Genomic DNA, 22646 nt, shown 5'->3' on the forward strand with positions numbered 1-22646 from the left:
GGAGTTATTTTGAAAAATAGCTGTCGATCATAACGGAGGAGGAGAAACGGACATGCAAAAACTGAGCATCCGAAAAGCCGCGGAGCCGGATGAAGCGCTGTATGAACTATTGCTGCTGGCCGATCCGTCGAGGGAGATTGTCGATGATTATCTTGTAAGAGGAGAATGCTATACGGCTTGGACGTCAGACGAGCTTGCAGGGGTTTACGTTTTATTGCAAACAAGGCCTAAAACGATAGAAATCGTAAACATCGCGGTAAAAGAATCGCTGCAGAACAGGGGATTCGGAAAACAGCTGGTGCAAGATGCCATTGAAAAAGCGAGACAATCGGGAGCTGACACGATTGAAATCGGCACCGGAAATTCCAGTATTCATCAGCTGTCACTCTATCAAAAATGCGGATTCCGCATTCAGGCTGTCGACCATGATTTTTTTATCAGGCATTATGATGAAGACATTTTTGAAAACGGCATTCAATGCCGGGATATGATACGGCTTTATTTGGATTTATGATAAAAAGGGCGCCGGCTGACATCGGCGCCCCTTCGTTTACCATTCAGACGGATTGATCCGCTTGCTTCTCTGTATTTCTTTGACTCCCTTGTCTGACTGAAAAAATAGCAAAAATGATCGTAAGGGTCAGTCCGACAGCCGCAAAAATATAATCCGCATTCATCAACAGCAGAAGCCCTGTGTAGACAGCGGCCGACAGCGGTTCACCCATTTTGACAATGGAAAAAATCAGTGCAAAGACCCTTCCGAAATATGCGGCCGGAACCGTCTTTTGGAAATACAGCACCGTTTGCACATCAATATACGAGATGATGATGCCAAGCACCAGGAAGATGATGCACTCAAACCCATGAAGGGGAAAAAACAGGAGCATAATGAGCAGTCCCGCTGCCGTTAACGTCCGCGGGTACAGCCGGTTCAAGCGTTTTGTATTCCATTTGAAAAATACGGCCAGATTGCCCAAAAGCATCCCCGCCTGAAACATTGAATACATGACGGCAAACCATACAGAATAGTTCTGCTGAAAACGCTCCACAGCAAGAATCGGCCCCATTACTGAAATAAGGCCGGCAATGACGAGATTTACGACGAAAAAGTATCCGACCGATGTCAGCCATGCCGCATTTCCTTTCAGCATTCTGTAACCGGATTTTACATCTTCAGTTCCGTTGCTTTTTTCATTGGGCTGTTCTGAAATACGAATGAACGCGATAAATGCCGCGGAGATAAAAAAAGCAGTTCCGTTTATGGCAAACAGCAGCCCGAACGGAATAGCCGCAATCATGATCCCGCTGATCAATTTTCCGACGATGAGTCCGATCAAGTCACTCGTATTGATCAGAGATGTCGCCTGATCAAGATGCTGTTTACGGACGAGCAGCGGAATGATCGCGACTTTCGCCGGCGCAAACAGCATCGATTGCAGAGATAGACAAAAGGCGCACACCCCGGCTATCCACACGGTTAATAAATCGTTCGCGCTGAGCACCGCCAAGAGGATCATGATGACGGCCCGGCCCGTATTGCACAAATACAAGATCGACTTTTTTCGGAATAAATCAATCAGCGGCCCCGCCAGCACGCCAAATGTCAGCGGCACGAGTTCGATAAAAGAAATAACGCCGACAAGAATTTTGCTGCCGGTCAATTCCAGCACTAGCAGCGGCAGAGCAATGAGCCAGACCCCGTCCGCCGCTGAAGAAAACACCTGTGCACACCAAAGCTTTGCATAGTTCGGTGTTCGATATGTCATATCAGACCCTTTTTTGATCCTCGTCATCAGAAACACCGCCGAACCATTCCAGCGTTCTCCATGATTCCCGTCTTTCCGTATAATCCTCTTCCATCACCTCAAATACAATGCCGGTATCTTGATTCCGATAAAGCTCCTGCAAAGTATCTGCAGCCCGTCTCAGCAGCTCCTCAGCGATCGTCCCTTCACTCGGATGGCGGCCCTCAAAACAGCGGACGCCGCCATGCGGGAACGCAAGCTGGCGAAATGAGCTGAAGTGATAATGCTTAATGCTCTCTTTTATCGAAAGAAACTGAAAGAAATCGGGATATTTCAGCTGATCATTTCTGAACATAAGGGCGGAAGACAAGTGAGTCTGATAGGTAATCGCCCAATGGCACAGATCCCACGTAATACCGACATGCTTCAGATCCAGCTGCACCAGCTCTGTAAAATCCTCAGGATAAATGAAAATCGGATCAAAATCCTCTCCCAGATTCCCGATGATCGGAAGGTTTTCCACACCGATCCAAATGTCCGTCCCTTTCAGCCGCTCATCAAACTCCGAGAAAAACTCAACGATTTTTTTACGGTTTCCTTCCAGGTCATAGACTTGAAATTCCTCAACCGTCATAAATTGATTCGCATGAACGGTTATGCCTTTGGCGCCGTATTTCACAGCGAGCTCCGCAAAGTGATAAAGCTGTTTTTTGATGTGATCTTCATTCACATAATCGGCATGATCTGTCGGGAAATGCAGCGTCAATAATGAAGGATCAAGCTGTTTCGCATATTCCAGCGTCTGATTGAATGTTTTGAGATAATCCGCTTCCCCAAAGGAATGGCCGTCAAAAATATTCGCTTCCAGACCGTATCCCGCTTCCACCCATTTCTCATCGATTTGCTTCGGATCAAGTCCGAAAAACGGAATTTGAGCAATCATAGGACAGTCACCATGTTCCTCTCACAAGCATAAACGCTTCCGCAGCGGTAAAACCCGATTTTGCTCCCCACACACGGGCATTATGTTCGATCGCCTGCAAAGAGCGGGGATGAGGGAAGTCTCTGAGCTCGGAACCGTAACACGCCATCGATTTCAATTTCGTTTCAAGCTCGTCTTCAATATTAACGAAGAAATTGGCATGAAACTGATCCTTCTGACAGTAATTCCATTCCGTCGAAGACAATGTTTCATAGGCAAAAACCCGTTTTACCGTATGACCGGGAAGCGGACGGGTTGCCGTCATGACCGCTCTGAATACGACGGAGTGGTCAATATTAATGTCACCGCCGTACTGGGTATACACAATGTCAGGCTGAAAACGATTGATTTGTTTCTCCGCTTCCTTCACGACATCCAGCAAATCCATTGAATCCATTCTGTTATCAGGAAGGTTCAGCCTGACAAAATCATGGATGCCCAAAGTGCTGAGCGCCTGCTCCGTTTCTTGATTAGAATGCTCCATAACGGAATCTTCAGGCTTTTTGTAATCCGTTTTTCTTGATGACTTGCCTTCCGCCATAATGACTGCCGACACGCTGTCACCTTGGCGGACATGTTTGGCGAGCGTGCCGCCGACGCCGATAATTTCATCGTCGGGATGCGCTGCAAATACCATTACTTTCATCATATTGCCCTCCTTTGACTAACATTTCGGCTGTATCCGCTCCGCAGTTCATCAGCATATCAAGCATGGAGAGGTGAGGGATATGCTCCCCGAATAATTGAGGATAGCCAAAATGTCGGATCTGCTGATACTCAATGACAATTCCGTTTCTTTCAAAATCGCTTTCTATTAAATAGTCGGAACCCTGACTGCCTGAATAATAACGGTCCGCCCCCAGCTCCTGACAAAGCGCTAAAACAAAATCGCTTTTTTTCTCCTTCCGGCATTCAAGCTCAGAGACATAACAGAGCGGCGTCTCAATTCGCAGCTCTTTTCGGAAAAATTCAATGATGTGCATATTCAAATCATGGAGATATTCCCACTCCCTCTGATAGACATCTTGAAAAAAATGCTGGTATTGCTCAAAATAGGGAGCTTTCGCATAGTTCATTTTAATCGCCATCCAATGTTTTTTCCGCCAATCCTGTGTCTGGTCGATTTTCATATGCCGAAGCTCTATGTCTTTATATTGTTTCATCTGCAAAGGCACCGTCAGCCATCTGGGGCCCTGCGGCGTTTTGATTCTGTTGCGGTTGAGAAATCCTTTTTTCTCAAATTGAGCTGTGTCATGAATGGCAAACAGATCCGACTTATACATTTTTTCAAAAAAACCGTACCACGGCAGATAACTGGATTGATGGCCGCTTATTGTTTTCATTCCGGTTTCGTAAAAAGTCGGCATTGTTTTTCTTCAGCTCCCCAATATCGTTTCGGTCTTGCGATTTCTTTACTGTGTGAATAGCCAAAATCAGCCCATTGAAGCTTGCGGCTAATGGCGAATTGCAAAGCGTCACGCATCAATAAGTAAGAGGCCTGCGCTTTTTTTCCCGCCAGGCTGTTTATATTCTGCCAATAATAGAAATGAGAGCGGTCATAGAGAAAAATACTGCTGCTGATCAGCGTCTCATCCTGATATGCTCCGACCCAAAACATTCGATCCGCAAACGTGTCAAGCAGCTTTTGGAAAAAGCCCTGGCTCAGCACATAAGCCGCGCCGATTGCCGACGTATGCTCTTTGTAGAGGTCATAAAACGCGCCAAGTTCTTTTCGCCCGATCAGCCGGGTGACAATATTCTCTTTTTCAGCGTACCTGACTGCCGTCCGGGCTTTTCCGGAAATGCCCGTCCAAAGTTCGTCAAACGTGTCCGGAAGCGTAAGGATCCGTGTTGCCTTTTCAGTCCACCCTTCCCCGATTTCTTCTGTAAAAGAAGTCTGACCGTACGGCAGCAGCATCCGGGATATGTTCCGGCCGAATATGGTCTGGATTTCACTTTGAAGCCATTCAAATGAGATGGGTCGATCTGAAATAACGCCGCCGTATCCGATCATATTGCCGGATAATACGCCCTTCTGTTCAAAAAGCGGAAGATAGATTACCTGTCCTCCGTCCGTTGTCAGTCTGACAGGGTGAAATGACGTGCCGGGAAGCTCTTCCATGAGGATTCCCCAATCATAGCTTTGAAACAATCCCGCCTGATACATGTCAGCGGCCCGATCCCATGCCTGGCGGGTCGTGTATACTGCTGTTTTTTGCATAGTTATCACCACTATTCAGTCTTATTCTTTTGCTCATAATATGATAAAACGGATTCGGCTATATATCTGACTTGCTCCTTTTGAAGAGGGGGTTTAAACGGCAGAGAAAGAACTCTCTTCCAAAGCGGGTCTCCCCCGCCTTCCCCCGCGTATGTTTCATAAATCGGAATACGTCCGAGGGGAAGATAGTTCCAGCATGTTTGGATGCCTCTTTCAGCTAAATAAACGGAACACCCGTACCGCTCTTCATCCCGGGGAAATACAATTGTTAAATAATTCAGATGTTCTCCTTCTTGGGGCTGGATCATTCTTATGCCGTTTGTTTCTCCCGCCTTTGCAAAGATTTCTCCCGCCGTCTCTAAATTTTGGAGCGAAGCTGTTACAAGCTGATCCATACGTGAAAGCTGATCATCAATAATGGCTTCCCTTGCCGGATGCATGCGAAGCACGGGTACAACAGCCGGTTTATCCGGCAGAGCTTCGAGCTTTGTGGCTTTCATGGAAGGCATGGCGCCCGCTTTTCTAAACATATATGAAATAGGATGATGCCGTTTCCGTTTCATTACAGCTTGGATTCTTTGATTTCTGATATAGATTCGATAGTCAGCTGCCACTTGGCTGCGCTGTTCCATCGGGAGATTTGCTTTTTGCCGCAGCCATTCTTTCGGCGCGATTAACGCGCCGCCTCCGATACTCGCAAGCGGCTTTGAGGGGCCGAAGCTTAAAATGCCGAAATCGCCCAAACCGCCGGCAAATGTATCCGCTTGTTTTGTAAACATGGCTTGAGCGGCATCATCAATGACAACAATTCCGTTTTCCTTCGCCCAGTCAATGATAGCGGTATTTTCTCTCCGGCCGTATACATGCGTGAGGATAACCGCACACGTCTGCCTTGTCACTTTTTTTTTGACATCCTCAAACGATAAGGAAAGATGCTCATCCAGCTGCGCAAACACAGGCGCCGCACCGGATTGCAGCACGGCATCAATGACATTCGGGCAGCTGAAGGATGAGAAAATCACTTCTTTCCCCGGCCCGGCTCCCGAATAAGTTAATGCGAGTACCAGTGCCGCACTGCCGCTGGAGGTCAGCACAACCCCTTTCCCGTAACGTTTTTCCAGTTTTTCAGTCAGTCCGCTTTGTCCGGCAGTTAGCAAGTGCTTCACTGCGCGCAGACGGCCACTGACAGAAAACTGACCCGGATAAATGGGATATTTGACTACTTCCGGGTTTTTAGGAAAGTGAAAGTTTGTGCTTTTGTCTTTCATCTTTTATGATCTCCAGGCCTTCATTCAGACTTACTTTCGGAGCGTAACCGAGCAAACGTTTCGCCTTCTCGATTGACGGCGCCCGTTTAAAAATCTCGATGTCTTTTCCCCTCACGCCGTCTTCGCCCAGCTTTTTAAACAGATAGTTATCCTTCTCTCTGCCTGAGAGCACATTGACTTTTTCAGCCAGTTCTTTTATCGTGATCGGCTGGTCGTTCCCGATATTGAAGTCTTCAAAGACGGCTCCTTCATGAACGAGAGCGAGATAAGTTCCGGTGACGATATCACTGATGTAGCTGAAGCAGCGTATTTGTCCGCCGTCCCCGTAAAGAGGCAGCTCAGAGCCGTTCTCGGCCAGGCTGAAAAACTTGTTGATGACAAAATCCTCGCGCTGTTTCGGCCCGTATACATTAAAGTACCGGACGACCCGAATATGAAGGTCGTCGGAAGCCTGTTCTCTCAAATATTCCTCTGATTGCAGTTTGGCTTTTCCGTAAGCCGATTTCGGAAGCTTTCTGCTTGTCTCGGTATAAGGAAAATCCGGTGAATCTCCGAACACTTCTGAACTCGATGAGAAAAGAAGTGTGCTGATTCCCAATTCACCGCATACCTCAGTGACGTTTTTCGTTCCTTCAAAATTGACCCGTATGACGTCTTCTTCATTGCTTCGGCAGCTGTCCACTCCGACCATTGCCGCCAAATGGACAACCGCATCCGCTCCCCGCAATGATTCGCGGAGGGACGTCCGGTCAAGAATATCCGTTTGGCGGTATTCAGTGTCAAAAGCCGGCTCCTTTTGGTCTGCAATGATGGTGTGATAACCTTTAGCCTGTAATAATGCCGCCAGTTCGCTTCCGATAAAACCGGCTCCTCCGATAATCGCAATATGTTTCATGATCCAACCTCCTGGCTGATAGTCAAAACTTCTTTTATAGACTTGACAATATAGCTGCAATCCTCATCTGATAACTGGCTGTAAAGAGGCAGTGACACGATCTCCCGGAAAACACGTTCAGTTACCGGAAGCTCGGCAGGAAAATGTTTTTTATAGTAAGGATGCAAATGCACGGGAATAAAGTGCACGCTCAGCCCGATTTGTTTTTCTTTCATTTTCTCAATAAACAAATCTCTGTCCATACCGCCGTTTTCTCGAATCCGCAAAATAAATAAATGCCATGAGTGCGTTATGCCGCTTGGAATGTCAGAAAGCGGAAGCGCCGCTTTGTCAGATTGGTCTGACAGTTCACGTACATAAAATTGAGCGATCTGTTCCCGTTTTTCTTGAATTTCGTTTGCGCGTTTCAATTGAACCAGACCGAGCGCGGCCTGAATATCCGTCATATTATATTTAAAGCCCGGCAGTAAAACGTCGTATCTCCAGCTGCCTTTTTCACCGTACCGGTTCCAGGCATTTTTTGTGATGCCGTGCCAGCCGTACAGCCTCGCTCTTTCTGCGGCCTGTTCGTCTTTCATGACGAGGGCTCCGCCTTCCCCCGTTGTAATATTTTTGGTGGCATAAAAGCTGAAGCACACAGCATCGCCGTGAGTGCCGATCATGCTTCCGTTATATTTTGTACCGAGCGCATGAGCGGCGTCTTCAATCAGATACAATCCGTTTTCTTTACAAATGGATTGCAAGTTTTCCAGATCAGCCGGATAGCCGGCAAAATGAACCGCAATTACCGCTTTTGTGCGCGGCGTTATTTTCTTCCTGACATCTTCAGGATCGGCACATAGACTTTTCTCGCATATATCCGCAAACACCGGAACGGCTCCGGCGTGCAGGATGACATTGACGCTGGAACAGAACGTGAAGCTCGGCACGATGACTTCATCGCCTTCTCCCACCCCGAGCGCCAATAAAGCCATATGTAATGCAGCGGTGCCTGAATTACAGCTGATGACGTGTTCGGCTCCTATACATTCTCCCAGCTTTTTTTCAAAATCGATTACCTTCGGGCCTTTCGAAATCCAGCCCGATTGAATCGTTTCGGTTACGCTTGCGATTTCTTCGTTTGTCATATCAGGTCTGTGAAAAGAGATAAATCGATTACTAATGACCGTTCCCTCCTATAAAGTGACAACTCTGCAATTGTCGGCTGATTTTTCCTTGCATACATTTCTTGTGTCAAAGATAATCGGTGAGGCATCCTTCAAAATACTGTAGTCGATGACATCGTGATCTGTATGGATGATGATGACGTCGTACTGATTGATTTGTTCTTTTGTGAAAGGGACAGATTGTTTGCGGCTTCCGTCATTCAAGCGGATCTCGCTGATAAACGGATCATGATAATCAATCGCGCATCCCTTGTCCATCAATTCTTCCATTATCGTAAACACTGAGGATTCACGCGGGTCATTTGTATTTTTTTTATAAGCGGCCCCTATTATTAAGATGCTGCATTTGTCTTTGCCCGACAGTTTCAAAGCATAGTCAGAGACAGAAATCGGCATGTTGGAATTGATTTCGTCCGCCAGATCAATTAATTTTGTCTGCAGCCCTTTTTCATTCGCGATCCATTTGAAGTAAAAAGGGTCAATCGGGATACAATGGCCTCCGACTCCGGGGCCCGGGATAAATTTTTGAAAGCCGAACGGCTTCGTGTCCGCCGCGCAGATGACTTCCCATATATCAATATCAAGTTCACGGCAATTAAGCGCCATTTCATTGATAAGAGCTATATTGACATAACGATAAGTATTCTCTAGGAGTTTAGCTGTTTCAGCTACTTCGGGTGAGGTGACCGGGTGAATGCTTGTAACAATGGTGCTGTAAAACGCTGAGGCAAGTTCTGTGCAAGTCTGTGTGGTTCCGCCGACTACTTTAGGAATATCTGAAACTTCATATTGCCTGTTGCCCGGATCGATTCTTTCCGGAGAATAAGCCGTAAAAAAGTCTGTTCCTATTTTCATGCCGCGGCTTGATGCCATTCTGTCGGCAATCTTTTTTTTCGTTGTTCCGGGATAGGTGGTGCTTTCTAAAATTAAAAGCTGATGCTGCCTTCCATAAGCGATCATGCTGTCAACTGCACTGTCGATGTAGGTTAAATCGGGGATCTTGTCTTTTTTGTTCAGGGGTGTCGGCACACATATCACAATGATGTCGCATTTTTGGATGAGCGACATGTCGGCGCTGATTTGAAAGCGTTTTGTTTGTAAAGCCGAGTTCAGTCTGTCGTCCTCTATATCTTGAATATGGCTGCTTCCGGCGGCTAACAAGGAAACCTTTTCACTGTTTTTGTCGAATCCGATAACATTGTATCCTTTATCGACACATTCCAGCGCAAGAGGAAATCCCACATATCCCATGCCTAACACGCCTACAATCGCCTGCTTCGTTTCAATTAGATGTAACAGCCGTTTTTGACCAAGGTTGCTGGCTTCTTTTGTGACAGTATTCATTTTTCGCCCCCTAATAGATAGAAAAGAGTATTGTTTTTTACAATTTAAAACAAATATCGATCGATATCGCAATTATAACAAAAGTTAAAATTTGATAAATGAGTTTTACATCCTTTTATAAATTAGGTATTATCTATTTATTTTTCTTTTATTTGTAAAATAAAATCCTGTCAAATGGTATATATCTGGTAACGAGTGAGAAAATCTCCCTTAATTGAGAGAATATACAGAAAATAATATAAAAAAACAGGCCGAAGCCTGTTTTTTTATTCTTTCACTGCCTCAGTTACAGCCGCGGAAACGAGTGCTCCCGCTTTCTCTAATCGTTCTTTGCTGATGTGTTTCATATTATCATTCTCGGTGTGATACCAGGGGCCCGGCTCCTGTGTATCGGGGCTGAGCCAAATCCAGTTAGCCGACGGAATCCCCGCTTCATAAAAAGAGACATGGTCTGAGTAACCGAGCTGAATCAGCTTTGGCTTGACCAACCGGGATTTTTCAGCGGCTTTTTCAGCGTACCGGACGCTCGGGTTTTCCCTGCCGTCAGGAGTCGTGACACACATTTGACTCGCTTCTTCCCAGTCAGTCGCAATCATATCGGCATTAAAATTGGCCTGACTGTGCTTTCTTTCATTGTTCGTGAGTGTACTGACGTAATAAGATGAACCCGCAGACCATAATTCTTCTGCACCGAACAGGATAAAGCGGATCTCTTTGTCTTTCGGTATGTGTTTGAGTTGCTTGCTGATTTCCAGAACGGCAGATGTGCCTGAGGCGTTATCATCCGCTCCGGGCGCGCCTTTTACGCTGTCATAATGCGCTGTGACATAAATAATATCAGCATCAGAAGAGTTGGCCTGTGCCGCTTTGCGCGTTCCTATAATATTTTGTGAGGTGCGGTTTTTATAGTTTTTAAATTGAATGACTGCCTGCTTTTCCTGCAGCAATGCTTCACCGTCTTCTTTTTTCATACCCGCCGCCGGTATCGTGATTCCTTTATCGGTATGCGGACGGACGGCGAGCGGTTTTGTTGTCTGATTATAAATAATGACTGCTTTGGCTCCCGCTTGTTCGGCATGTTTGATCTTTTGAGAAACAGGGATCTTTCCTTCGCGTATCACTGCAATCTTTCCTTTGGCTCCTGTTACGTCATTGCGTGATCCGCAGCCGCCGTCAAAAATCCCTCCCTCAATTCTCAGCTCTTTTTCAACAGCGGATTGATCAGCGGAGCGGAGCGGGAATTCATGATCTCCCGCTGTGACTGAACCTGAAAAGTACTTTTTCAATGGAAATGTCTGTACTTTGACACTGGCGCCCTGAGCCCGCAGGCGATTCGATATGTATTCAGCCGCTTCCTTTTCTTTCGCAGTTCCGGTTTCCCGCGGACCAATGGTTTCACTCAGATCATGCATCGTGTCCAATGCCTCATCAGCATCAAAAACCGGCGCGGTCACGGCTGAATAAGCATGGGTTTCGGACAGCGGCCCGGCAGACGCGCCCCATATAACGCTTGCTGCCACCGCGGCTGACATAAATGAAAATTTCATCATAATCCCTCCTCTTATTAACACCTCTTCCCTTTCGATTGAAGAACACTGATTCCTTTAAAAAGGGGAAAAATGAATATTATTGACCAAATGAAGATGATGAAAAAGGAGGGAAAAGCCCGGGAGCATAAAAAAACGCCGGGAGAATATCTCCCGGCGTCCATTCCATTACTTATTCAAGTTATAGAAAGAGTTGATACCGTGGTATTGAGCAGTTTCAGCCAACTGATCTTCGATGCGAAGAAGCTGGTTGTATTTCGCAACACGGTCCGTACGGGACGGAGCACCTGTTTTGATTTGTCCTGCATTAGTTGCCACAGCGATGTCAGCGATTGTGCTGTCTTCAGTTTCACCTGAACGGTGAGAGATAACGGCAGTGTAGCCTGCGCGTTTCGCCATTTCGATCGCATCGAATGTTTCAGTCAATGTACCGATTTGGTTTACTTTGATCAGGATAGAGTTGCCTACGCCGTTTTTGATACCTTCAGCAAGCTTTTTCGTGTTTGTAACGAAAAGGTCGTCACCGACAAGCTGAACTTTTTTGCCAAGACGCTCTGTAAGAAGTTTGTGGCCTTCCCAGTCGTTCTCGTCAAGTCCGTCTTCGATAGAGATGATTGGGTATTTAGAAACCATTTCTTCGTACCAGTCAACCATTTCAGCAGATGTTTTCACAACGCCTTCGCCAGACAGATGGTATTTGCCGTCTTCTTTGTTGTAGAACTCAGAAGATGCAGCATCCATAGCAAGTTTCACTTCTTCGCCAGGTTTGAAGCCGGCTTTTTCGATTGCTTCAACGATTGTTTGAAGCGCTTCTTCGTTAGAACCAAGGTTCGGAGCGAATCCGCCTTCGTCACCTACAGCTGTGTTCATTCCTTTAGCAGAAAGAACTGATTTCAGGCTGTGGAAGATTTGAGCGCCCATGCGAAGCGCTTCACGGAAGTTAGGCGCGCCTACAGGCATAATCATGAATTCTTGAATGTCTACGTTGTTGTCAGCATGCTCTCCGCCGTTTACGATGTTCATCATCGGCACAGGAAGCGTTTTTGAGTTGAATCCTCCAAGGTATTGGTAAAGAGGAATCTGTAAGAAATCAGCAGCTGCGCGCGCACAAGCCATAGATACGCCAAGGATTGCGTTCGCACCGAGTTTGCCTTTGTTTTCAGTTCCGTCAAGCTCGATTAAAAGCTGATCGATTGCGTTTTGTTCAGTTACGTCAAAGCCGAGAAGCTCTGGAGAAATGATTTCGTTTACGTTGTTAACAGCAGTTAACACGCCTTTTCCAAGGTAACGGTCTTTGTCGCCGTCACGAAGCTCAACCGCTTCGTATTCACCTGTAGAAGCTCCGCTTGGCACTAATGCGCGGCCGAAAGCTCCTGTTTCTGTATATACTTCAACTTCAACTGTTGGGTTGCCGCGTGAGTCAAGGACTTCGCGTGCATAAACATCAACAATGTATGGCATGAGTTTGTCTCTCCTTTTGATTTACGCTTATTTTTGAATTAAAGATGTTCCGGTCATTTCTTTCGGTTTTTCAACACCGAGAAGGTCTAATAACGTTGGTGCGAGGTCGCCTAGGATTCCGCCTTCGCGCAGCGTCACGCCTTCTTTCGTCACAATGACAGGGACTGGGTTTGTCGTATGGGCAGTGTGCGGTTCGCCTGTTTCTGTAATCAGAATGTCCGCATTACCGTGATCAGCGGTAATGATGGCATGTCCGCCTTTAGCGATGATGGCGTCAACCACTTCGCCTAAGCATTCGTCCACTGCTTCAATTGCTTTAATCGTCGGTTCGACCATTCCGGAGTGGCCGACCATGTCAGGGTTTGCAAAGTTCAAGATGATCGCGTCGTGCTTGTCAGCCGCGATTTCTTTTACAAGAGCATCCTTCACTTCATACGCGCTCATTTCAGGCTTCAGGTCATATGTCGCGACCTTCGGCGAGTTAATGAGGATGCGCTCTTCGCCCGGGAATTCTTCTTCGCGGCCGCCGCTCATAAAGAACGTAACGTGCGGATACTTTTCAGTTTCTGCAATGCGAAGCTGTTTTAACCCGTGCTGTGCTAATACTTCACCGACCGTATTGTCAAGGTTTACCGGTTTAAAAGCCACATATCCGTCAACAGATTCACTGAAGTGAGTCAGGCAGACGAAATACAGGTTTTTCGGATGATTTTCACCGCGGTCGAAATCGCGGAAATCTTCGTTGGTAAACGTGTTTGAAATCTGGATGGCGCGGTCCGGTCTGAAATTATAGAAAATCACAGAATCGCCGTCATGAATTTTCGCAACGGGTGCACCGTTTTCTTTTGTGATGACGGACGGAATGACGAATTCATCATGAATGCCGTTCGCATAAGAATCGTCGACTACATCCATCGCGCTGCGGTAAGACGGGCCTTCGCCGTAAGCCATTGCGCGGTACGCTTTTTCCACACGGTCCCAGCGTTTGTCGCGGTCCATGGAGTAGTAGCGTCCGGAAATGCTGGCGATTTCGCCGACACCGATTTCTTCGATCTGCTCATTCAGCTGCTGAATGTAAGTTTTCGCTGTTTGCGGACCTACATCGCGGCCGTCGAGGAAACCGTGAATATACACCTTCGTCAGTCCTTCACTTTTCGCAAGCTTCAGCAGCGCGAATAAATGATTGATATGACTGTGTACGCCTCCGTCAGAAAGAAGGCCGAACAGGTGCAGCGCTTTGTCGTTGTCTTTCGCGTTTTTGATGGCGTCAAGGAACGTTTGATTGCGTTCGAATTCGCCTTCGCGGATGGCAACGTTCACACGTGTTAAGCTTTGGTACACAATACGTCCTGCGCCGATATTCAAATGACCGACTTCAGAGTTCCCCATCTGTCCTTCAGGCAGTCCGACTGCTTCGCCTGATGCCGTCAGCGTCTGATGAGGGTATTGGTTCCAATAACGGTCGAAATTCGGTTTTTTCGCTTGTGCGACTGCGTTTCCGACTGTTTCATTGCGTAATCCGAACCCATCAAGAATGATGAGTGCAGCTGGTTTTTTACTCATATTGACCTTCCTCCAATAATTGAACGAATGACTGCGGTTCAAGGCTTGCGCCGCCGACCAAAGCACCGTCAATATCGGACTCTGCCATATATTCTTTAATATTTGCAGGTTTTACGCTGCCGCCGTATTGAATGCGGAGCTTGTCAGCAGTTTCCTGGCTGAAGCTTTCAGCAACGACTTTACGGATATGCGCGCAGACGTCGTTAGCATCTTTCGCTGTAGAAGATTTGCCTGTTCCGATTGCCCAGATTGGCTCGTACGCAATAACGGAAGCGGCAACTTGCTCTTCAGAAAGACCCGCAAGACCTTTTTTCACTTGATCGGCAACAAGATCATTTGTTTTTCCGGCTTCGCGCTCTTCAAGCGTTTCACCTACGCAAATGATCGGCACAATGCCGTGTTTGAAAGCGGCATGCGCTTTTTTGTTAACTGTTTCATCAGTTTCAGCGAACATTTCACGGCGCTCAGAGTGGCCGATGACGCAGTAATCCACGCCAAGGTCTTTCAGAGCGACCGGGCTGATTTCACCTGTGAACGCACCGTTTTCTTCAAAATGCATGTTTTGGGCGCCGACTTTCAGGTCAGTTCCTTTAACAGCAGAAGTCAGCTTTTCTAAGAAAAGAGCTGGTGCGCAAACAACGGCTTCCGCTTTGTCTGCTGCTGGAATGGAAGATTTCACTTCTTCAACGAAGCTGACAGCTTCGCCGAGTGTTTTGTTCATTTTCCAGTTACCGGCTATAATTGGTTTTCTCATCTGTTCCACTTCCTTATAGCAGTTTTTATTTATCGTTCAGCGCAGCTACACCTGGAAGCTCTTTGCCTTCCATGAATTCAAGGGATGCGCCGCCGCCTGTTGAGATATGGCTCATTTTGTCAGCAAGGCCGAATTTTTCAACGGCTGCCGCAGAGTCTCCTCCGCCGATGACAGAGTATGTATCGTTTGCCTCTGCCAATGCTTCAGCCACTGCTTTTGTGCCTTGAGCGAACAAGTCGATTTCGAATACGCCCATCGGTCCGTTCCATACGACAAGTTTGCTGTTTTTGATAACTTCAGCATACGTTTCGCGGGTTTTCGTTCCGATGTCGATCGCTTCTAAATCACTTGGGATCTCAGAGATCGGCACGATTTGAACGTTTGCATCGTTAGAGAAATCATCAGCAACGAGAACGTCTTCCGGCATATAGAATTTAACGCCTTTTTCTTTCGCGCGGTCCATGAATGATTTTGCAAGTTCGATTTTATCTTCTTCAAGAAGAGATTTACCGACTTCATAGCCAAGCGCTTTTACGAATGTGTAAGCAAGACCTCCGCCGATGATCAAGTTGTCCACTTTATCAAGCAGACTTTCGATTACGCCGATTTTGTCTTTTACTTTCGCGCCGCCGATGATTGCCGTAAACGGGCGCTCAGGATTTGTCACAGCTTTGCCGAGAACGTCAAGCTCTTTTTCCATCAGGAATCCTGCAACCGCCGGCAGATGCTCGGCAATTCCGGCTGTAGATGCGTGAGCACGGTGGGCAGCACCGAATGCGTCATTGACATATACATCCGCAAGCTCAGCAAATGCTTTAGCAAGCTCAGGATCGTTTTTCTCTTCACCAGGGTAGAAACGTACGTTTTCCAATACAAGAACGTCTCCGTCCTTCATATCAGAAATTTGTGCTTTTACAGCATCGCCGTAAGCTTCATCCGCTTTTTTCACTTCTTTGCCGAGCAGTTCGCCTAAGCGTGCAGCGACAGGAGTTAAACGAAGCTCCTCAACCACTTCGCCTTTCGGGCGGCCTAAGTGGCTCGCAAGAAGGACTTTCGCGCCTTGGTCTGCAAGGTGTTTGATTGTTGGAAGCGCAGCGCGGATACGAGTATCATCTGTTACTTCCCCGTCTTTCATTGGAACGTTAAAGTCAACGCGGCAGAATACGACTTTGCCTTTTACGTCGATGTCTTTTACTGTTTTTTTATTCATGCCTTAGGAGATCCTCCTTCAAAATGGTTTGCATAGCACGAAAAACGTGAAACGTGAAACCGCCTCATGATGCTTCCGCCGCGGGGCAGATTGCAGCTTCCGGGCACGGGGCAGATCGTCTTCTGAGCCAGGGCAGGCGGCTCAGAAAACGAAAGTGCCGCGGAAACTTCAAAACGCGGACGTTCTGCAGCAATCCGGCGCTTTCTGAAAGCCGGTTCTCATGGAAAAAGGGAAAGGGAGTCCGTCCCCTTCCCTTGTCCGCTTTCATTATAGCGTTTCTGTCCGAAAGAACCAAGTCCGGCCCTTTCCGGGAGCTATGAATTAAAGACCTTGTTTTGCGATGTAAGCTGCAAGGTCAACAACGCGGTTAGAGTAGCCGCTTTCGTTATCGTACCAAGAGATTACTTTTACCATGCTGCCTTCCATAACCATTGTAGAAAGAGCATCGATTGTAGAAGAGTTAGCATTGCCGTTGTAGTCTCCGGATACTAATGGCTCTTCGCTGTAGCCAAGGATTCCTTTAAGATCGCCTTCAGCCGCTTCTTTAAGAGCTGCGTTTACGTCTTCAGCCGTTACGTCTTTGTTAAGTTCAGCAACTAGGTCAACAAGAGAAACGTTTGGAGTCGGCACACGCATAGCTCCGCCGTTCAGTTTGCCTTTCAGTTCAGGAAGAACAAGGGAAACTGCTTTAGCAGCACCAGTTGATGTAGGAATGATGTTTTCAGCTGCTGCACGCGCACGACGGTAGTCTTTGTGCGGAAGATCAAGAATTTGCTGATCGTTTGTGTAAGAGTGAACAGTTGTCATCATACCGCGTTTGATGCCGAATTTGTCGTTAAGTACTTTTGCAAACGGCGCAAGGCAGTTTGTTGTGCAAGATGCGTTAGAGATAACATGGTGGTTAGCCGCATCGTATTTGTCTTCGTTAACACCCATAACGATTGTGATATCTTCTTCGTTAGCAGGTGCAGAGATGATAACTTTTTTCGCGCCTGCTTCTAAGTGTTTCGCAGCGTCTGCGCGTTTTGTGAAGAAACCAGTAGATTCAACTACGATTTCAACGCCTTGTTTGCCCCAGCTGAGTTTCGCAGGATCGCGCTCAGCAGAAACTTCGATTGTTTTGCCGTTAACAACAAGGTTGCTGCCGTCAACTTTAACTTCTGCATCTAATTTTCCGTGTACGGAATCATATTGTAAAAGATGAGCAAGCATGTTAGCGTCTGTTAAATCGTTAACCGCTACTACCTCAACTTCAGGATTGTTTAATGCTGCGCGGAATACGTTACGTCCAATACGACCAAAACCGTTAATACCGACTTTTACTGCCATGATTATTTCCTCCTTTAAATAAGTGAGAGATATTTATATTGAGGGACTGTTATCCCTTAATAACTTCTTTGCGGCTCCTTCGTCTGTGACGAGAACCGTGTTTCGCTGCTTTTTAAAATAAGCTTCGATTGCTTCTGCTTTTGATGATCCGCCCGCTACCGCGATAATGTCGGGAATGGCATCGAGGTCATCGAGCTGCATTCCGACTGAATGCACCTTGTGAACGACTTCTCCGTCCGCATTAAAGTAGTAGCCGAATGCCTCTGTCACCGCATGATTGTCATCTATTTTCTTCAAATCTTCCAAAGGCGTGTTTCTTCGCTCCGCCATTGTTCTAGCTTCGCCGATTCCGTGAACGAGCATACTCGCTGATTTAATCGTGTGAAGCACCTCTTTTACGGAAGGCTCTTCAATAATAGATGAGTAGGCGCCTTGTGACAGCTGCCCGGGAACGAACAAAAGCCGGTAAGTGCCTGAAGCCTTTTCCGCCATATGCGCGCATATGGTGTTCGCCTGGTTTTTCACATCTTCGCCTAAACCGCCTCTTGCGGGCACAAACAGGAGCTCGCGGTTTTTTGAATCCGGCGTCATCATATCGGCGACGGCTTCAATTGTCGTACCGCCGGTTACAGCGACGATATTTTTGCCTGAAAATCTCTTTTTCATACATGCAACGGCCGCTCTCCCTAATTCTTTTTTGACCCAAGGAGATTGGTCGCTGTCTCCGGAAACGATAATGGCGTCTTTCAGATTAAGCCGCTCTTTTAATGTCTTTTCCAGAAGCGTCAATCCTAAAACATCCTTCATCGTATCTTCCAGAATCGAAAGCAGTGAATAGCCCTCTTCCGTCATTGTCATGCCGTTTGTTTTAATATCGATGAGATTCTGTTCTTTCAAAAACTGAACCTCGCTTCTGAGAACGCGCTCGGTCAATCCGAGACTGGCTGCAAGACTTCTGCGGCCGATCGGTTCGGTAAGCCTGATATACTGCAAGATTTCAAATCTTTTCTGCATCACAAGCAAAAGATCAGGCAATAATTTTTTTTGAGCTTGTATTAACTGGTTCATGACTCAAACGTTCCTTCCTATTCATACTGGACAGAAAATGTCCCGCTATGACAAAAAACGTCCCATCATAGCCAAAAAAAATTATGTCTGCTTTCTTTAATTATTTTAACAGGATGACATTGTTAATTCAACTGTTAAAGGTCAATTCCTCGACATTCTTCGCAGGATTTACCAGTATCTCCTTGATACAGTCATTATATACAGAAACGGAATGAAGGTGACAGACAAAAGCCCGCCGGAGCGGACTTTTGTCGTGAAACGCTTTCATTTTATCCAGAGTTTTTCTATTTCTTCTAATGATTTATTTTTCGTCTCGGGGCAGATTGTCACGACAAACAAGAAACAGAGAATATTAATGACGGCGAATATCCAAAAGGTGTACGCGAGCCCTAACCCGCTGATCATCATCGGCACGAACTGGCCGATCGCCCAGTTGGCCCCCCATAAGAATATCGTCGCAATACCGGCGGCGCGTGCGCGGAGGTGGTTCGGAAAGATTTCCGAAATCATGATCCACGTAATCGGCCCGACTGATACACAGAAAGCGGCAACGAATCCCAATATGATGACAACTAAAGCCGGACCGCTCGCCAGCTGAAAATAAAAGGATGCCCCGATTAAGATCATGAACAGCGCCATAAAGGCAGATCCGACCCCCATCAGCTTTTTCCGGCCTACCTTATCGACTAAAAGAACCGCGATAATGGTGAAAATCACTTCAACGACACCGACGATGCATGTCGTGATAAACCCCGCATTCTGTCCGAAGCCCATCATTTTGAAAATTTCCGGCCCGTAATACGTAATTGCGTTCATGCCGATGACCTGATTGAATAAAGCCAGCAGAATCCCGATCACAAGCGCTTTTCTCAGCCCCGGCTTAAACAGCTGAGACAATGAACCCATTTTTTCTAATTGTAAAGACGTTTCGATTTGTTTGATTTCTTCTTTCGCGGTCTGCTCGCCGTTAATGCGCGTCAGCACGGCGAGGGCTTCATTCCGGCGCCCCGCTTTCGCAAGCCAGCGCGGACTTTCCGGCACGATAAGCAGCACGATAAAAAAGATGACGGACGGAATCATGCCGTAAGCGAGCATCCACCGCCAGCCGGTGTGCACCCCCCATTCATACGAGCCGGACTGCTGGACGGCGAGGTTAATAAAATAAGTGCCGGATATCCCTAATATCGTAAACAGCTGATACAGTGAAGACAGACTGCCGCGTATGGCCGGCGGAGCGGCCTCGGTAATATACGTGACAGAAAGCGAGGAGCCCATGCCGATTCCCAGACCACCGATGACTCTGGCGATCACTAAGGAAGACACACTTTGAGAAAGCGCAGAGACAACCGCTGACACCGCAAACAACAGCGCCGCTGCCATCAAAATCTTTCTCCGTCCGAAACGGTCACTCAAAAATCCGGAAATCCCTACGCCGAAAACACCGCCGATCATAATGCTCGAAATCACGAGCCCTTCCATAAAAGGACTTAAGCGGTACAAATCTTTCAAGAAACCGATGGCGCCGGAAATCACCGCCGTGTCATAACCGTACAAAAGCCCTCCCAGTCCGGCAGCGCATGAGATGAGAATGACAAACCACTTGGAATGCTGCCGAGTGACAGGTACATTTGAGCCAATTGGTGCCGGGTGATTCTTCATGAATTTTACCCTCCCGCGAATAATAGAATAAAAACGCTTACAAAAAAAGAGTGCGGCGCTTGATGTTGCTTTGTTTTCTTCATAATCGCCACATTTGTACGTACTTATAAAGAATTTTATCTAAAAATAAGGAAAATTAGTACGTACAAATAAAGAATAAGCAGTTTTTCATAATCTGTCAATTATTTTTACAGCTTGATGAAAGGGCTTACTATGTTATACTGGAATTTGTCCGTATACATTTTGGAGGAATTGATATGCTACCGAAATATGCTCAAGTAAAAGAAGAAATTTGTTCATGGCTGAATCAAGGAAAAATACAGCCGGACGAAAAGCTGCCTACGGAAAATGAGCTGATGCAGCAGTTCGGCGTCAGCCGCCATACCATCAGAAAGGCGATCGGAGATTTGGTCTCGCAGGGGCTGCTGTACAGCGTTCAGGGCGGAGGCACCTTTGTCGCTTCACGCACGGCGAAATCAGCCATGCATTCAAACAAAACGATCGGCGTCATTACAACGTACATATCAGACTATATTTTTCCGAGCATCATCAGGGGAATTGAATCTTATTTAAGCGAACAAGGCTATTCTATGCTGCTGACGAGCACCAACAACAATACAGAAAGTGAGCGGCGCGGCCTTGAAAACCTGCTGTCCAAAAATATAGACGGGCTGATTGTCGAGCCTACAAAAAGCGCGCTGCAGACGCCCAACATCGGCTACTATCTCAATCTGGAGAAAAACGGCATTCCGTTTGCCATGATTAACGCCTCTTATGCGGAGCTGACCGCACCAAGCTTTTCCGTCAATGATGTCAAAGGCGGCATGATGGCTTGTGAATACGTCATGTCCCTCGGCCACACGCACATTATGGGAATCTTTAAAGCGGATGACACGCAGGGCGTCAAACGGATGAACGGCTATCTGCAGGCGCATCGGGAGCGCGGGATTTTTCCGTCTCCGGACATGATCGTGACTTATACGACTGAGGAAAAAGAAACCGTGCTTCTCCAAAAAATTAAGCATACCCTTGAGCAAAACAGCGGGTCATATCCGACGGCCATTCTTTGCTACAATGACGAAATTGCGCTGAAGACGATTAATCTTCTCAGGGAATTCGGGTTAAAGGTACCTGATGACGTATCGGTCATGGGCTATGACGATTCACATTTCGCCCAGATTTCCGAGGTGAAGCTCACCTCTGTCAAGCATCCGAAATCCATTATGGGGAAAGCGGCGGCAAAATACGTCATCGACTGCTTAGAACATAAAAAGCCGAAGAAGGATGACGTCGTGTATGAACCGGAACTCGTCATCCGGAATTCAGTCAAGCGGATCGGCGAATAAAAAAAGCAATGTGCGCGGCACATTGCTTTTTTTGCTCAGCTGTTTTTTAATTCGGCGATGATTTCAAATGATCTCATTCTGTCGGCATGCTCAAAGCTTTCTGAATTCACCATGATTTCATCCGCCTGTGTTGTCCGGATGAAGCTTTCCAGCTTTTCCTTCACACGCTCCGGTCCCCCGACAATCGTTGAACTGAGCTGTTCATTGACCATCGCTTTTTCATACGGCGACCAGATTTGATCCATGTCTTCAACAGGAGGCTTCAGCTGGTTCGGCGTGCCGCGGACGAGGTCTAAAAATCTTTGATAATGCGATGTTGCCAGATGCTCCGCCTTTTCATCCGTATCGGCGGCAATGACGGTGACGCCGACCATCGCGTACGGTTGATCCAGTACGTCTGACGGACGGAAGGAGCTGCGGTACAGTTCAAGAGCGGGCACGGTATTTTTCGGTGAGAAGTGAGCCGCAAAGGCGAACGGAAGCCCGAGCTCTCCCGCAAGACGCGCGCTGAAGCCGCTTGAGCCCAAAAGCCAGATCGGCACGTCCAGCCCTTCGCCCGGAATGGCGCGGACTTGATTGCGCACATTGCCTGACGGTTTGAAGTAATTTCTCAATTCTTCAAGCTGCTCCGGAAAATCTTCCCCGCTGTTTATGTTTCTTCGTAAAGCTCTCGCCGTTAATTGGTCTGTTCCCGGCGCGCGTCCGAGCCCCAGATCAATCCGCCCCGGATATAACGTTTCAAGGGTTCCGAATTGCTCCGCGATCACAAGTGAAGAATGATTCGGCAGCATAATACCCCCAGAACCGACGCGGATTTTTTTCGTGCCGCCGGCGATGTGGCCGATCAGCACCGCCGTTGCCGAGCTGGCGACGCCTTCTATATTATGATGCTCCGCAAGCCAATAGCGGTTATAGCCCCACTCCTCGGCGCGGCGCGCTAAATCCATGCTGTTGCGGAACGATTCAGCAACCGTTCCCCCCTGTACGACCGGCGATAAATTCAATACGGAAAACGCAGTATCTTTCAATGTATGTTCAGCCATCGTTTTCTCCTTTATGGTTTAGTGTAAGCAGATCTTAAACAAGGT

At 47.2% G+C, this 22646-nt stretch carries 20 protein-coding genes; 2 read left to right on the top strand and 18 right to left on the bottom strand.

What is annotated here, in order from left to right; translation table 11 throughout:
• The first annotated feature begins 52 nt into the window (after positions 1-52).
• On the top strand, positions 53-514 hold the full coding sequence (locus tag MY7_RS14440) for a GNAT family N-acetyltransferase (RefSeq protein ID WP_007613857.1): 462 nt from the start codon (positions 53-55) through the stop codon (positions 512-514).
• Between the two features lie 43 nt (positions 515-557).
• Here MY7_RS14440 and MY7_RS14445 read toward each other — a convergent pair whose 3' ends face one another.
• The 17 genes from MY7_RS14445 to MY7_RS14530 form a co-directional block, all read right to left on the bottom strand.
• Complete coding sequence (locus tag MY7_RS14445) at positions 558-1793, bottom strand: MFS transporter (protein WP_007613859.1); 1236 nt, start codon at positions 1791-1793, stop codon at positions 558-560.
• Positions 1768-2688 carry a TIM barrel protein gene (locus MY7_RS14450; protein ID WP_007613861.1) on the bottom strand — a complete coding sequence of 307 codons (921 nt, stop codon included), beginning with the start codon at positions 2686-2688 and terminating at the stop codon, positions 1768-1770. Before MY7_RS14450 ends, MY7_RS14445 begins: the two co-directional genes overlap by 26 nt.
• 7 nt (positions 2689-2695) lie before the next feature.
• Positions 2696-3373, bottom strand: coding sequence for a PIG-L deacetylase family protein (locus MY7_RS14455; protein ID WP_023357140.1), 678 nt, complete (start codon positions 3371-3373; stop codon positions 2696-2698).
• Positions 3336-4094, bottom strand: a complete 759-nt coding sequence (locus MY7_RS14460) for a WbqC family protein (protein WP_007613865.1) — start codon at positions 4092-4094, stop codon at positions 3336-3338. The genes MY7_RS14455 and MY7_RS14460 overlap by 38 nt, the downstream gene beginning before the upstream one ends.
• A complete protein-coding gene (locus MY7_RS14465; RefSeq protein WP_007613867.1) occupies positions 4067-4948 on the bottom strand; it encodes a GNAT family N-acetyltransferase in 882 nt (293 codons plus the stop codon). The genes MY7_RS14460 and MY7_RS14465 overlap by 28 nt, the downstream gene beginning before the upstream one ends.
• Before the next feature lie 11 nt (positions 4949-4959).
• Positions 4960-6216 (bottom strand): aminotransferase class V-fold PLP-dependent enzyme, encoded by a 1257-nt coding sequence (locus MY7_RS14470; RefSeq protein ID WP_007613869.1) that lies wholly within the window; start codon positions 6214-6216, stop codon positions 4960-4962.
• On the bottom strand, positions 6182-7111 hold the full coding sequence (locus MY7_RS14475; RefSeq protein ID WP_007613870.1) for an NAD-dependent epimerase/dehydratase family protein: 930 nt from the start codon (positions 7109-7111) through the stop codon (positions 6182-6184). The genes MY7_RS14470 and MY7_RS14475 overlap by 35 nt, the downstream gene beginning before the upstream one ends.
• The gene (locus tag MY7_RS14480) at positions 7108-8238 is read right to left on the bottom strand and encodes a DegT/DnrJ/EryC1/StrS family aminotransferase (protein WP_007613871.1); all 1131 of its coding nucleotides are present in this window, start codon (positions 8236-8238) and stop codon (positions 7108-7110) included. The genes MY7_RS14475 and MY7_RS14480 overlap by 4 nt, the downstream gene beginning before the upstream one ends.
• A gap of 48 nt (positions 8239-8286) precedes the next feature.
• Positions 8287-9621 carry a nucleotide sugar dehydrogenase gene (locus MY7_RS14485; protein WP_007613872.1) on the bottom strand — a complete coding sequence of 445 codons (1335 nt, stop codon included), beginning with the start codon at positions 9619-9621 and terminating at the stop codon, positions 8287-8289.
• A 266-nt stretch (positions 9622-9887) separates the two neighbouring features.
• Positions 9888-11168, bottom strand: a complete 1281-nt coding sequence (locus MY7_RS14490) for a M20/M25/M40 family metallo-hydrolase (protein ID WP_029325830.1) — start codon at positions 11166-11168, stop codon at positions 9888-9890.
• Positions 11169-11336: 168 nt separating this feature from the next.
• Entirely contained in the window at positions 11337-12629 is a 1293-nt protein-coding gene (gene eno, locus MY7_RS14495) for a phosphopyruvate hydratase (protein WP_007409956.1), read from the bottom strand.
• Positions 12630-12656: 27 nt separating this feature from the next.
• Positions 12657-14192: a 2,3-bisphosphoglycerate-independent phosphoglycerate mutase gene (gene gpmI, locus MY7_RS14500; protein WP_007613875.1), complete on the bottom strand. Its 1536-nt coding sequence runs from the start codon at positions 14190-14192 to the stop codon at positions 12657-12659.
• Positions 14185-14946, bottom strand: coding sequence for a triose-phosphate isomerase (gene tpiA / locus MY7_RS14505; protein ID WP_003151618.1), 762 nt, complete (start codon positions 14944-14946; stop codon positions 14185-14187). The genes gpmI and tpiA overlap by 8 nt, the downstream gene beginning before the upstream one ends.
• A 25-nt stretch (positions 14947-14971) precedes the next feature.
• On the bottom strand, positions 14972-16156 hold the full coding sequence (locus MY7_RS14510; protein WP_003151616.1) for a phosphoglycerate kinase: 1185 nt from the start codon (positions 16154-16156) through the stop codon (positions 14972-14974).
• Positions 16157-16477: 321 nt separating this feature from the next.
• Positions 16478-17485 (bottom strand): type I glyceraldehyde-3-phosphate dehydrogenase, encoded by a 1008-nt coding sequence (gene gap, locus MY7_RS14520; protein WP_003151611.1) that lies wholly within the window; start codon positions 17483-17485, stop codon positions 16478-16480.
• Between the two features lie 33 nt (positions 17486-17518).
• Complete coding sequence (gene cggR, locus MY7_RS14525; protein ID WP_003151607.1) at positions 17519-18553, bottom strand: gapA transcriptional regulator CggR; 1035 nt, start codon at positions 18551-18553, stop codon at positions 17519-17521.
• 264 nt (positions 18554-18817) lie between these two features.
• Positions 18818-20212 (bottom strand): sugar porter family MFS transporter, encoded by a 1395-nt coding sequence (locus MY7_RS14530; RefSeq protein WP_003151605.1) that lies wholly within the window; start codon positions 20210-20212, stop codon positions 18818-18820.
• A gap of 257 nt (positions 20213-20469) precedes the next feature.
• Here MY7_RS14530 and MY7_RS14535 point away from each other — a divergent pair, with 257 nt between their 5' ends.
• Positions 20470-21558, top strand: a complete 1089-nt coding sequence (locus MY7_RS14535) for a GntR family transcriptional regulator (protein WP_007613876.1) — start codon at positions 20470-20472, stop codon at positions 21556-21558.
• 35 nt (positions 21559-21593) lie between these two features.
• Here MY7_RS14535 and MY7_RS14540 read toward each other — a convergent pair whose 3' ends face one another.
• Positions 21594-22601 carry an LLM class flavin-dependent oxidoreductase gene (locus tag MY7_RS14540; protein WP_007613877.1) on the bottom strand — a complete coding sequence of 336 codons (1008 nt, stop codon included), beginning with the start codon at positions 22599-22601 and terminating at the stop codon, positions 21594-21596.
• Positions 22602-22646 lie beyond the last annotated feature (45 nt).

It is taken from the genome of Bacillus sp. 5B6 (genome assembly GCF_000259405.1).
In the GTDB taxonomy this organism is placed as follows: Bacteria; Bacillota; Bacilli; order Bacillales; family Bacillaceae; genus Bacillus; species Bacillus velezensis.